At 56.9% G+C, this 13,070-nt stretch carries 9 protein-coding genes; 2 read left to right on the top strand and 7 right to left on the bottom strand.

Features of this window, described 5'->3' with window-relative positions; genetic code table 11:
- Window positions 1–17: 17 nt before the first annotated feature.
- A complete protein-coding gene (locus QMG27_RS12290) occupies window positions 18–2,426 on the bottom strand; it encodes a penicillin acylase family protein (protein WP_281811730.1) in 2,409 nt (802 codons plus the stop codon).
- Between the two features lie 127 nt (window positions 2,427–2,553).
- On the opposite strand from QMG27_RS12290, the gene dprA reads away from it, so the two are divergent.
- Together dprA and QMG27_RS12300 are read left to right on the top strand one after the other, a co-directional pair.
- Window positions 2,554–3,696 (top strand): DNA-processing protein DprA, encoded by a 1,143-nt coding sequence (gene dprA, locus QMG27_RS12295; RefSeq protein ID WP_281811732.1) that lies wholly within the window; start codon window positions 2,554–2,556, stop codon window positions 3,694–3,696.
- A gap of 60 nt (window positions 3,697–3,756) precedes the next feature.
- A complete protein-coding gene (locus tag QMG27_RS12300) occupies window positions 3,757–4,239 on the top strand; it encodes a DUF494 domain-containing protein (RefSeq protein WP_281814666.1) in 483 nt (160 codons plus the stop codon).
- 71 nt (window positions 4,240–4,310) lie between these two features.
- Here the strand turns inward: QMG27_RS12300 and secF are convergent, their stop codons facing one another.
- From secF to QMG27_RS12330, 6 genes are all read right to left on the bottom strand, one after another.
- The gene (gene secF, locus QMG27_RS12305; protein ID WP_281811734.1) at window positions 4,311–5,267 is read right to left on the bottom strand and encodes a protein translocase subunit SecF; all 957 of its coding nucleotides are present in this window, start codon (window positions 5,265–5,267) and stop codon (window positions 4,311–4,313) included.
- Window positions 5,268–5,279: 12 nt separating this feature from the next.
- Entirely contained in the window at window positions 5,280–7,133 is a 1,854-nt protein-coding gene (gene secD / locus QMG27_RS12310) for a protein translocase subunit SecD (RefSeq protein WP_281811736.1), read from the bottom strand.
- 28 nt (window positions 7,134–7,161) lie between these two features.
- The gene (gene yajC / locus QMG27_RS12315; protein ID WP_281811739.1) at window positions 7,162–7,491 is read right to left on the bottom strand and encodes a preprotein translocase subunit YajC; all 330 of its coding nucleotides are present in this window, start codon (window positions 7,489–7,491) and stop codon (window positions 7,162–7,164) included.
- An 86-nt stretch (window positions 7,492–7,577) separates the two neighbouring features.
- Window positions 7,578–11,117 (bottom strand): indolepyruvate ferredoxin oxidoreductase family protein, encoded by a 3,540-nt coding sequence (locus QMG27_RS12320; protein WP_281811741.1) that lies wholly within the window; start codon window positions 11,115–11,117, stop codon window positions 7,578–7,580.
- A gap of 115 nt (window positions 11,118–11,232) precedes the next feature.
- Window positions 11,233–12,414 carry an MltA domain-containing protein gene (locus QMG27_RS12325; RefSeq protein WP_281811743.1) on the bottom strand — a complete coding sequence of 394 codons (1,182 nt, stop codon included), beginning with the start codon at window positions 12,412–12,414 and terminating at the stop codon, window positions 11,233–11,235.
- Between the two features lie 8 nt (window positions 12,415–12,422).
- On the bottom strand, window positions 12,423–13,058 hold the full coding sequence (locus QMG27_RS12330) for a response regulator (RefSeq protein ID WP_281811745.1): 636 nt from the start codon (window positions 13,056–13,058) through the stop codon (window positions 12,423–12,425).
- Window positions 13,059–13,070 lie beyond the last annotated feature (12 nt).

Below are 13,070 nucleotides of genomic sequence, written 5' to 3' on the forward strand. Positions count from 1 at the left end.
GGGGATGAAATTGAGCTTTAAGGCGTCAGCACCAGTTCATGCGCCCAAGCCTCGGGCTTGCTGCGCAAGGGTCGGTATTTGCCTGCAGCCCATTCTGTTTTCATGTTGCTGTACTGGTCGGACCACACCAAACCGCTTTGACCCGTTTGGTAAATGAACTGCGATTGCTCTAGATCTGACAAGTCGTACACCACACGCAACGAGGCGGCGTGACGGTTGGCAAAAGGCAGGTATTTTTCGCCCGCCCAATATTGGCCCACGTTGACGGTGAACAAGTCGCCATCCGAGGGCGTGCGAACGCTGAACCAGTCACGCAGTACGGGCACTTGACCAAAGGGCTTGTGGGTGCTGAGCGCCGAATGCGCCTCGCCCCATTTCCAACTCGCGGGCGTTTTACCTTGCATGGCAGCAATGCGATCAAGCGCACGATCAAGCGCCGCGCTAGATTGCTCGGCACACGTTTTGGGTGCGCACCAAGGGCTATTGGTTTGCTGCATGACGCTTTCTAGCAGCAATCTGAAATGGCGTTTGCCGTATTGCGCTTTGAACACATCGGCACCTAGCTTAGGCTCGACCAAACCGCGCGTGAGTTCGTCAGCCCACACGGCAAACAAAAGTGGCGCGGCTTTGTCGGCATCCATGCGGCCATCAAAACCTTCTAAAGTTTGCAGCGCTTTGGCGGCCAGCGGGTGTTGCGATGGTGTGGCTTTGAGCACGGGCAAGAGCGTCAGTGTAGACAACGACAACGTGTCGTTCTGCAAAGCCTGCATGTCTTTGAAGCTGTGTTGTGGCTTGGCTTTGAGCACTTGCTCGATGCGATCAAAACGGTGCGGTGTGTTCCAGTCTTGACCCAAAAAGTGCGCGTAATTAGGCGGCGTGATGCGTTGGTTGGCCGTGGACACCCAGCCTTTTTTGCCGTCGTCCGCAGGCATGTCGGCATACGCGATCCAGCCTGTCCAGTCGTAGCGCGCATCCCAGCCGGGAGCGGGGGCCACGCCACGAATGTCGTTGGCTGCGCTGCGCACGGGCACACGACCCGCCGCCTTGTACGCAATGTGCCCTTGCGTGTCGGCCATGACGATGTTTTGCGTGGGCGAATGGTTGTCGCCATAGGCTTTCAACAAGTCGGCCACGCTTTGCGCTTGCTGCGCTTTGAGGCCGCCGACCAAGGTGCGGTTGTCGGCGTCTAGCGCGGTCCAACGCAAGGCCAACACAAAGCGCGACATGTCCAATACTTCTGCATGAACGGCTTGCGCATCACTGATGACGGGGCCATGGCGCGTGCTGCGCACCACATGCGTGACATCCGGCTTGCCTTTGACCGCGATGGTCTCTGTGCGAGTGTCAAACGTTTGCCAGCCCGTAGGCGTTTTGTAGCGTGTGGGATTGGTTGCATCGATTTGTTCTAAATACAAATCTTGCACATCAGGGCCAGTGTTGGTAAATCCCCAGGCCACCTGCGCATTGCGACCTAGTACGACAAAAGGCAAGCCCGGCAAGCTGGCTCCCATCACATCGGTGTTCGGTGTTTTTAAATGGGTGTAGTACCAAATGGCGGGTGCGCTCAAAGCGAGGTGCGGGTCATTGGCCAGCAGCGGTTTGCCCGTGGTGGTGTGCGAGCCTGCCACCACCCAGTTGTTGCTGCCACGGCCTTCGTTGAACCCGGGCTCGCCAATGATGGGAAGAGAAAAAGATGTTTTCAACGCCTCATCATTTTTGTAGACGCCCAAGTCTCGGTAGAGCTTGGCGAGGTCCACAGCAGAAGCTGGTTTTTCGCCGGGATACGGTGGGTATAAATCCCACAGCTGCGCTGTGCTCAACTTGCGTGCAGCGGCCAAACGGGCAAACTCATTACCCCAGTTACCCCCTAAATCCAACGCCATCACGAGTGACCACGCCACGCTATTGACAGGCTGCCACGCCACGCCTTTTTTGCCGCCGGGCTGGGTACGCATCAGCGCAAACTCTGGGGGCAAGCCTTGTGGACGGTTGGCATGAAAAGCGTTGATGCCATCGCTGTACGCTTGCAACTGTTCGCGCACATCAATGGGTAATTGTTCGAGCTGTTTTTGTGCGGCTTGCATCAGCCCCAAGGTACGCATGAGCTTGTCGGTGGGCAAAGTGGTTTCGCCCAAGATTTCAGACAACTCGCCTTGCATGATGCGACGGTTGAACTCGAGTTGCCAGCTTCGATCTTGCGCATGCGCAAAGCCCAAGGCGAACGCGGCATCACGATCGCTCTGCGCAAAGATGTGCACCACATCAGCGGCATCGCGCTTGATGTTGACTCGCTCTTTCAAGCCTTCGCTTCTGAGCTGCCCGTCATACATCGGCTGTGTATGAAACACCCACAACCCTAAGCCTGCGGCTGACAAAATGCACAGCCCCAGCAGTGCTTTAAAAATTCGTTTGAACCAGCGCGTCATAAACGTCCTTTGCGTGTGCCTGTTGGACTTTAACTAATCCATGCACTTTATAAGTTTTCGAGCTTTGGCCGCGCACGCAGGTGACACGCCTTCTGACAATGGGTTTTCAAATTCCACAGGAGGGCACATGAACAAAGACGAGTTACGTGCTTGGCTGCGCCTGAGCATGACCGAGGGCGTGGGCAACGAGGCAGCGCGCAATCTGCTGGCCTGCTTCGGCAGCCCACAAGCGGTGTTTGAACAAAGCGAATCGGCTCTGTGCCAAGTGGTCACGCCCAAGCAAGCGCAAGCGCTGCTAACCGTGCCCAACGAGCTCGCCGTGCAATGCGTGCGCACCCACCAGTGGCTGGCCCACCAACCCGACAGACACAGTCATGCCTTGTGGACACTGGGCGACCCACACTACCCGCCCGAGTTGATGCAACTGGCCGACCCGCCACTGATGATTTATGTGTCCGGACAAACCGAACGCACCTTGGGCAACGCCGTGGCCGTCGTGGGTAGCCGCAACCCCACACCGCAAGGTGCAGAGATCGCCACTCAGTTTGGCGAGGCCTTGTGCGCTGCTGGTTTGTGCGTGGTGTCAGGCTTGGCTTTGGGCGTCGATGGTGCGGCACACACCGGCGCGCTGCGAGGCGGGAAAACCTCTGCGCACTGGCACACCGTGGCGGTGGTGGGCACAGGGCTGGACCGCGTGTACCCGAGCAAACACAAGGTACTGGCTCAACAGATTGCCTTACACGGTTTGCTCATCAGCGAGTACCACCTGGGCACTGCACCACTCGCACACAATTTTCCGAAACGCAATCGCATCATTGCGGCTTTAGGTTTGGGCACCTTGGTGGTGGAGGCCGCCTTGAAATCGGGCTCGCTGATCACCGCCAAGATGGCGCTGGAGTTGAATCGCGAAGTGCTGGCCATCCCCGGCTCAATCTACGCGACGCAATCGCACGGTTGCCACGCACTCATTCGCCAAGGCGCTAAATTGGTTGAAAACGCGCAAGACGTATTGGAAGAATTGCAGCTTGCGCCGCAGCAGCAAGTCAATTTGTTTGCCGATGCACTCGCAACGGATGACCCCATGCCAAGTGACGACTGCGAACACCCACTGCTCTCCCACATGGGCTACGCGCCCGTGAGCTTAGATGCTTTGCAAGCACGTTGTGGACTAGACACCGCCGCACTGCAAGCGCAACTGCTCACCCTAGAACTCGATGGTGCAATCGGCCGCTTGCCCGGTGGTTTGTTTCAACGATTGGCAGCTGGCTAATCAGGGTCAACACCGATATTTCGCGGCAATTGCGAAATAAAAAACATGTATATTGGCCCCATGTTTGAAGTGCTCGTATTCGTCTATGAAAACTATTGGCGAGGCGATGCGTGTCCAGAGCTAGAACAACTGGGCCGCAAACTCAGCGCTGCTGGTTTTAACGTAGAAGACATCCAACAAGCTCTGTCGTGGCTCGACGAGCTGAATTTGGCATCGCACAAAACAGAGCTGATCGACATCAGCCAAGCCGAGCGCGAACATCACACCGAGTCAGCCCACAGCATGCGCGTGTACTCGGTGGCTGAGCAAGACCACTTGGGTGCCGAGTGCTTGGGCTTCATCAACTTCCTCGAATCCGCCGACGTGCTCTCGCCTCACATGCGCGAAATCGTGCTGGACCGTGCGATGGCCATTCCTGGCAACCCCATCCACTTAGACGACCTCAAAATCATCGTGTTGATGGTGTACTGGAGTATTGGCCTAGAGCCCGACGCACTGGTACTGGATGAGTTGTGCGATGACGCGGATCGGGTGGCGCACTGAGCTCAGGTTCAAAACACACAGACACAAAAAAGCCGGTTCACAAACCGGCTTTTCTTTTTGGTTGCAGCGGCTTAAACCACCGCGCCTGAGTTTTCATCCTCTGGATCATGCGCAGCTTTGTTGCCATGGTGCTTGATCAGGTCTTCACGACGAATGCCCAACCACATGGCAATCGCAGCGGCCACGAACACGGATGAGTAAATGCCAAAGCAAATGCCAATGGTCAATGCCAACGCAAAGTAGTGCAGCGTTGCACCACCAAACAGCAACATGGACAACACCATGAGCTGCGTACAACCGTGGGTGATGATGGTACGGCTGATGGTGGAGGTGATGGCGTTGTCGATGATCTCGACCGTGCTCATCTTGCGGTAGCGACGGAAGTTTTCACGGATACGGTCAAAGATCACCACCGATTCGTTGACGGAGTAACCCAACACCGCAAGCACAGCAGCCAACACAGGCAGCGAGAACTCCCACTGGAAGAACGCGAAGAAGCCCAAGATGATGACCACGTCATGCAAGTTCGCAATGATGGCGGCCACGGCAAACTTCCACTCGAAGCGCATGGCCAAATAAATCATGATGCCCACCACCACAAAGGCCAAGGCCTTGAGGCCGTCAGCCGCCAACTCGTCACCCACTTGCGGGCCGACAAACTCGGTGCGACGCAACTGCACATTGGCGTCGCTGGCTTTGAGTGCGCTCAGCACTTGTTCGCTTTGTTGCGCAGAGCTTTGACCTTTGACCGCGGGCATGCGAATCATCACATCACGCGCGGTGCCAAAGTTTTGCACTTGCACATCGGTCAGGCCGAGCTTGGCGATTTGATCGCGCACGGCGTTGAGGTCGGCGGGCTGGCTGTAGCTGACTTCCATCAGCGTGCCGCCCGTGAACTCGACCGACAGATGCAAACCACGGCTGAACAAGAAGAACACCGCCGCCACAAATGTGATGAACGAGATGGCGTTGAACGCCACCGCGTGCTTCATGAACGGGATGTCTTTACGAATCTTGAAAAACTCCATCTCAATCTCCTCTTACCCGCGCCACACAGTGCCGATCGACACGCTTTGCAATTTCTTCTTGCGGCCATACCAAGCGTTGACCAAGCCACGCGAGAAGAACACCGCAGAGAACATGCTGGTCAAAATGCCGAGGCAGTGCACCACGGCAAAGCCGCGCACAGGGCCAGAACCAAAAGCCAACAAAGCCAAGCCCGCAATCAAGGTGGTGACGTTGGAGTCGAGAATGGTGGCCCACGCACGGTCATAGCCGGCATGGATAGCAGACTGGGGCGATGCGCCATTGCGCAACTCTTCACGCACGCGCTCGTTGATGAGCACGTTGGCGTCAATCGCCATACCCAACACCAAGGCCATCGCGGCCATGCCGGGCAATGTCAACGTGGCTTGCAGCATGGAGAGCACGGCCACCAAGAGCAACAAGTTCACGGCCAAGGCCACGCTGGAGAACACGCCAAACAACATGTAATAAATACACATGAAGGCGGTCACGGCCACAAAGCCCCAAGTGACAGAGTCAAAACCTTTGGCAATGTTTTCAGCACCGAGGCTTGGGCCAATGGTGCGTTCTTCGATGATTTCCATCGGTGCAGCGAGCGAGCCAGCGCGCAACAACAACGCGGTATCGTTGGCTTCCACGGTGCTCATGCGACCCGAAATTTGCACACGACCACCGCCAATTTCGCTGCGAATCACAGGCGCGGTGACGACTTCGCCCTTGCCTTTTTCGAACAACAAGATGGCCATGCGTTTGCCCACGCTCTCACGCGTCACATCTTTGAAAATGCGTGCGCCTTTGGCGTCGAGCGTCAAGTGAACGGCGGCTTCTTGGTTTTGGGTGTCAAAGCCGGGTTGCGCGTCGGTGAGGTTTTCGCCGGTCAAGATGACTTGCTTTTTCACGATCACAGCTTGGCCGTTGCGGTCCATGAAACGCTCTGTGCCAAACGGCACGGGACCGTTGCCAAACTCGGCACTGCGGGCTTCGGCGCTGTCGTCCACCATGCGAATTTCCAGCGTGGCGGTGCGGCCCAAAATGTCTTTGGCCTTGGCCGTGTCTTGCACGCCTGGCAGTTGCACCACGATGCGGTCGGTACCTTGCTGTTGAATCACAGGCTCAGCCACGCCCAACTCGTTGATACGGTTGTGCAGTGTGGTGATGTTTTGTTTGATGGCTTGCTCTTGCACGCGCTTGGCAGCCACGGGGTTGATCACCGCCGTGAGCTTGAAGTCAGCGCCGTCCGCTGCACTGGTGATTTGCAAATCCAAGAACTGGTCTTGAATCACGCGTTGCGCGGCTTCGAGGGTTTCCATGTCACGAAAACGAATCTCGATGGTTTGGTTGTTGCGGCTGATGCCGCTGTGGCGCACATTCTTTTCGCGCAGACCGCTGCGAATATCACCGGCCAATGATTCAGCTTTTTTGCTGAGTGCTGCAGGCATGTCGACTTGCAACATGAAGTGCACGCCACCGCGCAAGTCCAAACCCAAATACATGGGCGCGGCGTTGAGCGAGGTCAGCCACGCGGGTGAGCGGGCCAACAAATTGAGGGCGACCACATACGACGCATCGTTGGCGTCAGGCACCAAGGCTTGCTGGATAGCGTCCTTGGCTTTGAGCTGTTGGTCGGTGTTGTCAAAGCGCACCTTGAGCGAGCTGTTGTCTAACGTGACGGCATCGGGCTTCAGGTTGGCCTCGGTCAAAGCAGCTTGCACGCGCTCTTGCACAGCAACGTCAACTTTGACGGATGACTTAGCGGCAGACACCTGCACCGCAGGCGCTTCGCCAAAAAAGTTAGGCAGCGTGTAGAGGCTGCCAACCAACAAAGCGATCACGATGATCGCGTACTTCCAAAGGGGGTAACGGTTCATGATCGCTTCGTCGTCTCGTCGCTAATATTTACAGAGTGCCTTTAGGGAGCACTTGCACCACGGCTTGGCGCTGCAATTGCACTTCCACGCCAGCGGCGATTTCGATCGACACAGTGGCGTCAGCCAACTTGGTCACTTTGCCGAGCAAGCCACCTGCGGTTGCGATTTCGTCGCCCTTAGCGAGTGCATCGATCATGGCTTTGTGTTCTTTTTGACGCTTCATTTGTGGGCGAATCATCACAAAATACAAAACCACAAACATCAACACCAAAGGCAACATGCCTTGCAATGAAGTCATCAAGTCACCGCCTGCGGCTGCGGCAGGTGCGGTTTGGGCAAAAGCAGAAGAAATCAACACGGTCAAACTCCAATTTGAGGGACTGCTGCTGGTGCAAAAACGCCCCAGCAGACCAACCGCGGATTGTATGCGGCTGGCTCAGTGACTCAGTTGGGGGTCGACCACTGCGCTTTCAAGCTGTTCCACTTCTCACGCGCCGCCGCCAAGTTGCGCGCCTTCACATGGCCAAAGCCTTTGATTTGTTCAGGTATTCGCGCCATCTCTACAGCCAACGCGTGGTTGCTCGCGTTGAGCTGGCCCAGCATGGTGTCGACGCTACTTTTGTACTGCGCGATCAAGGCGCGCTCGGTGCGACGCTCTTCGCTGTAACCAAACACATCCAAAGCAGTGCCGCGCAACCACTTGAAGTGTTTGAGCACTTTAAAGCCCGTCAGCATGAGCGGCCCAAATTTTTGCTTTTGCAACTCGCCTTTGGCATTGGTCTTGGCCATGAGCGGTGGGGCCAAGTGGTAGTTGAGTGAGTAGTCGCCCTCAAACATGCCATTGATTTTTTTCAAGAAGGCTGCGTCGGTGTGCAGACGAGCCACCTCGTACTCATCCTTGTAGGCCATGAGCTTGAAGAGGTTACGTGCCACGGCTTCGGTGAGCGTGGTTTTATTCAGCCCCGCCTCTGCCTCGCGCACGCGCTCGACCACTGAACGGTAACGCTTGGCATAGGCTGCGTTTTGGTAACTGGTGAGAAATTCCACACGTTTGGCGATGACGGCATCCAAGCCTTCGGGCTTGTGGAACTGCACCACTTGTGCAGGGGCCAGCAAAGCCTGCACGGCGTCCCAATGCACAGCGCAGTGGCGACCCCATTCAAAAGCGATTTTGTTTTGCGCCACCGCCATGTCGTTGAGTTCCATCGCACGCATCAAAGCTTCTAGCCCCAGAGGTACCCAGCCTTTTTGCCACGCAAAGCCCAAGACCATCGGGTTCACGTAGATGCTGTCGCCCAACACTTGGGTGGCAACGCGATCCGCATCAAAGGCACTCACACCTGCCACGCCCACAGCCTGTGCGATGGTGGCCACACAAGCCTCACCCGGGTTTTGCCAATTGCCATTGCGCACAAAGGCAGCGGTGGGTGCGCTGTGTGCATTGAGCGCCACATGCGTGCGACCTTCGCGCATGCGTTGCAAGGTTTCTTTGCCCGCCACCACGATGGGATCGCAGCCGATGACAAGGTCTGCTGCCGCTGTGCCCACACGCGTGGTGCGAATGTCGTCTTGGTGGTTGGCAATGAGCACATGGCTCCATGTAGCGCCGCCTTTTTGCGCAAGGCCTGCCGCGTCTTGCGTGACAACGCCTTTGCCTTCAATGTGCGCGGCCATGCCCAACAGCTGGCCAATGGTGATGACACCTGTGCCACCCACACCCGCCACCACCATGCCCCACGCATGCGTGGCGTCGGGCAAGGTGGGCTGTGGCAATGCCAGCGCTGGCAATTCAATGCGCGACACACCCTTGGCTTTCTTCTTCAAGCTGCCACCTTCCACCGTGACGAAGCTCGGGCAAAAGCCTTTGACGCAGCTGATGTCTTTGTTGCACGTACTTTGGTTGATGGTGCGCTTGCGGCCAAACTCGGTTTCGAGTGGCTCCACGCTCATGCAGTTGCTTTGCACGCCACAGTCGCCACAGCCTTCGCACACCAGTTCATTGATGAACACGCGCGTGGCAGGATCGGCCATCGTGCCGCGTTTGCGACGGCGACGTTTTTCGGTGGCACAGGTTTGGTCGTAGATGATGACCGTGCAACCTTTGATCTCGCGCATCTCGCGCTGAATGCGGTCCAGTTCATCGCGGTGGAACACGGCCACGCCGTCGACCAAGCCTGCGCCTTCGTATTTCTCAGGCTCGTCGGTCACCACCGTGATGCGTTGTGCGCCTTCGGCCTTCATGCTTTGGGCGATTTGTAAAACGCTGTGCCCCTCGGGACGCTCACCCACACGCTGCCCACCCGTCATCGCCACCGCATCGTTGTACAGCAGCTTATAGGTGATGTTCACGCCCGCCGCAATGCTTTGGCGAATGGCCAAAATGCCGCTGTGAAAGTAAGTGCCATCGCCCAAGTTGGCGAAGATGTGTTGGTCGTTCACAAACGGTTGTTGGCCCACCCATGGCACGCCCTCGCCGCCCATTTGCGTGAAGCCGTTCGTGTCACGGTCCATCCACAACACCATGAAGTGGCAACCAATGCCGGCCATCGCACGCGAGCCTTCTGGCACTTTGGTGGAGGTGTTGTGCGGGCAACCCGAGCAAAACCAAGGCATGCGATCGGCCTTGAGCGTGATGGTTTGCATCTGCGTTTCTTTGGCACTGATGATGGCCAGTTGTGCGTTGATGCGTGCGGTGGTGTCGGCATCCACGCCGAGCTTCAACACACGTTGCGCAATGGCTTTGGCAATGAGCGCAGGGTTCAGGTCGGCGTTGGCACGCAACAGAGTATTGGCGCTTGGGTTGGGCATGGACCATTCGCCGCCACTGTGATCATCACCGATCTCGTTGAACTTGCCCAACACATTGGGCCGCACATCGGCGCGCCAGTTGTACAGCTCTTCCTTGAGTTGGTACTCAATGACTTGGCGCTTTTCCTCAATCACCAAAATCTCTTGCAGGCCCGTGGCGAATTCGCGCGTGAGTTGCGCATCCAACGGCCACACCACCGCGACCTTGTGCAGGCGAATGCCAAGGCGTTGACAGGTCGCATCGTCCAGCCCCAAATCCAACAAAGCTTGGCGTGTGTCGTTATAGGCCTTGCCACTGGCCATCAAACCCAGCCGATCATTCGGCCCTTCGATGACGTTGTGGTTCAAACGGTTGGCACGCACATAGGCGAGTGCGGCGTACCACTTGTAGTCAAACAAACGCGCCTCTTGCTCGAGCGCCGTATCGGGCCAGCGGATGTGCAAGCCGCCTGAAGGCATTTCAAACTCTGGAATGACGATGTTCACGCGGTGTGGATCAATCACCGCCGTCGAGCTCGATTCCACAATCTCTTGAATCGTCTTCATGCCCGACCACACGCCGCTGAAGCGGCTCATGGCGATGGCGTGCAAACCCAAGTCCAAAATTTCTTGCACGTTGCTGGGGAAGAACACGGGCGTGCCACAGGCTTTGAAGATGTGGTCGCTTTGATGGGCTGCGGTTGAGCTTTTGGCCACATGGTCGTCGCCCGCGACAGCCAACACCCCGCCCCAAGGCGTGGTGCCCGCCATGTTGGCGTGCTTGAACACATCCGAGCAACGGTCCACGCCAGGGCCCTTGCCATACCAAATGCCAAACACACCATCAAACTTGTTGCTGCCCGCAGGTGCAAAGCCCAGTTGCTGCGTGCCCCACAGTGCGGTGGCAGCCAGCTCTTCATTGACGCCTGGTTGAAAGACGATGTTTTGCGCTTCTAAATACGGCTTGGCTTTCCACAACGATTGGTCATAGGTGCCAAGCGGAGAACCGCGATAACCGCTGATGAAGCCCGCCGTGTTTTTACCTTGCAAGGCATCGCGTTGGCGCTGCAGCATGGGCAGCTTGACCAAAGCCTGCACACCGCTCATAAAGGCGCGGCCCACATCGAGGCTGTATTTGTCGTCCAGCGTTACGGTGTCGAGTGCGCGACGAATATGCTCGGGCAATGGGGCGTTCATGGCTGGCTCCTGATTCAGCGTTTGCGTTTTGAGTTTAGGCCGCAATGACGGCACGCGCAGGAACTTGCGTGACATGAAAACCCTGAGTCATCCCAAGGCACACCCTTTGCATGAATTATTTAGGCCACAACACCCACAAACGCAAGCTTTGCTTCATACGACCGGCATACTCGCCAGCTTCTGCCCCTGTGCCAGCAAAGTAATCTGCACGCACCGCACCCACAATGGCGCTGCCCGTATCTTGCGCAAACACCATGCGTTGCAAATTGCCGTTAGGTCCGGTGCTCGCCAACCACACAGGTGTGCCGTAGGGAATCGAATCTTTGTCGACAGCGATCGAGCGGCCTGCCGTGAGGGGCACACCTTGTGCGCCGCGAGGCCCCAGATCAGCGTCGGCAGCGCTACGCACTTCTTCGCGGAAAAACACATAGCGCGGATTGCTCCAAAACATCTCTTGCACCAAACGCGGGTTGCTTTGTTGGGTGCTGACAATCCAGGCTTTGATGCCCTGCCATGAGGCATCTTTGATCAACCCACGATCCAACAACCAACGGCCCACGCTCTGGTAAGGCTGTTCGTTCGAGCCAGCAAATGCCAAACGCACCACACGGACGCTGCCATCTGGGTTGACCATGCGCACACGACCAGAGCCTTGGATGTGCAGCACCAACGCATCAATCGGATCCGCCAACCATGCCACTTCGCGGCCACGTAAGGCATCGCGTGCTTGTGACTGGGTGTCAATCTCTTGGCGACTGAACCACGCACGCCCTGCGCGGCGCAACTCAGCCAAGCCATCAGGAGGGGCGTACAACGGCACCTCAAAGCCGGGGCGCATTTGCGCAGAAGCATCAAACATCGGTTCGTAGTAGCTGGTGAGCAAGCCATCGACTGCACCGTCGAGCGCCTCTACGCGATAAGGTTGCAAGCGACTCATCATCCACAAGCGACGGTCGTCGTCGCTACCGAGCATGAGTTGTCGCACGTCTTTGCACAGCGGTGCAAACAAGGGTCCGGGGCGTTCGCAGTTTTGCAACCAAGCATTCCACGCATCTTGTAAATTGTCGTTTTGCCAGCCAGGCACCTCGTTCCACGACGTCGCCACCCATCGGCTGCGATAGCTTTGCTGCGGATTAGGCGTGCCAGGTGTACCCGCCAGGCCACCCGTAGCGCGCGGTGCATCTGCGGGGGTACGGGAGGCGGAATTGGGGCGTCCGTAGTCCACCACAGGCGCTTGGCGTGGTGTGCTGCAGGCCACCAAAGTCGTGACCATCAAGACCCACCACAAACGAACCATGATGTGCCTCATTCGCCACGCAAGAGGTTTGCAAGCTCCACCGCTGATTTGACATTCATCTTGTCAAACACACGGGCCCGATGCACTTCCACTGTGCGCACGCTGATGTCTAGCTGATCGGCAATGAGTTTGTTGGGCAACCCCTCGATCACCAAATGCATCACATCGCGTTCACGGTCCGTGAGGTCCGCCAAATTTTGTTGCAAGCTTTGTTTGCTGCGCATGCTTTTCAATGTTTGCGCTGACCGCACCAAGGCTTGCTCAATGCGATCGACCAGTGCATTGTCTGAAAATGGTTTTTCGCAAAAATCAAACGCGCCGCGTTTGACGGCATCGACCGCCGTGGGGACATCCGCATGTCCAGTTAAGAAAATCACTGGCAACACATCCAACAAGCGACGCTCGATGAGTTGTTCAAACAAAGCCAAACCACTCATGCCTGGCATGCGCACATCCAACAACAAACACCCAGGTTGCATAGGCTGCCACGGCATTGAACCTTGGCTAAGGAAGTCTGCAAACGCATCAGCACTGACAAACGATTGACTGGGCAAGCGACGTGAACGAAGCAGCCAAGCAAGCGCTTCGCGCACGCCCGCGTCGTCATCAACAATAAATACCAGTGCGTCTTCTGTAGGTTGCATAAGTCCAGCCTT

This window comes from Limnohabitans sp. MORI2 (genome assembly GCF_027925025.1).
In the GTDB taxonomy this organism is placed as follows: Bacteria; Pseudomonadota; Gammaproteobacteria; order Burkholderiales; family Burkholderiaceae_C; genus Limnohabitans.

Coding starts and splice junctions, on each gene's coding strand:
- secD (WP_281811736.1), bottom strand. CDS start 7,133: ATGAACCGTTACCCCCTTTGGAAGTACGCGATCATCGTGATCGCTTTG.
- QMG27_RS12290 (WP_281811730.1), bottom strand. CDS start 2,426: ATGACGCGCTGGTTCAAACGAATTTTTAAAGCACTGCTGGGGCTGTGC.
- QMG27_RS12330 (WP_281811745.1), bottom strand. CDS start 13,058: ATGCAACCTACAGAAGACGCACTGGTATTTATTGTTGATGACGACGCG.
- QMG27_RS12320 (WP_281811741.1), bottom strand. CDS start 11,117: ATGAACGCCCCATTGCCCGAGCATATTCGTCGCGCACTCGACACCGTA.
- QMG27_RS12300 (WP_281814666.1), top strand. CDS start 3,757: ATGTTTGAAGTGCTCGTATTCGTCTATGAAAACTATTGGCGAGGCGAT.
- QMG27_RS12325 (WP_281811743.1), bottom strand. CDS start 12,414: ATGGTTCGTTTGTGGTGGGTCTTGATGGTCACGACTTTGGTGGCCTGC.
- dprA (WP_281811732.1), top strand. CDS start 2,554: ATGAACAAAGACGAGTTACGTGCTTGGCTGCGCCTGAGCATGACCGAG.
- secF (WP_281811734.1), bottom strand. CDS start 5,267: ATGGAGTTTTTCAAGATTCGTAAAGACATCCCGTTCATGAAGCACGCG.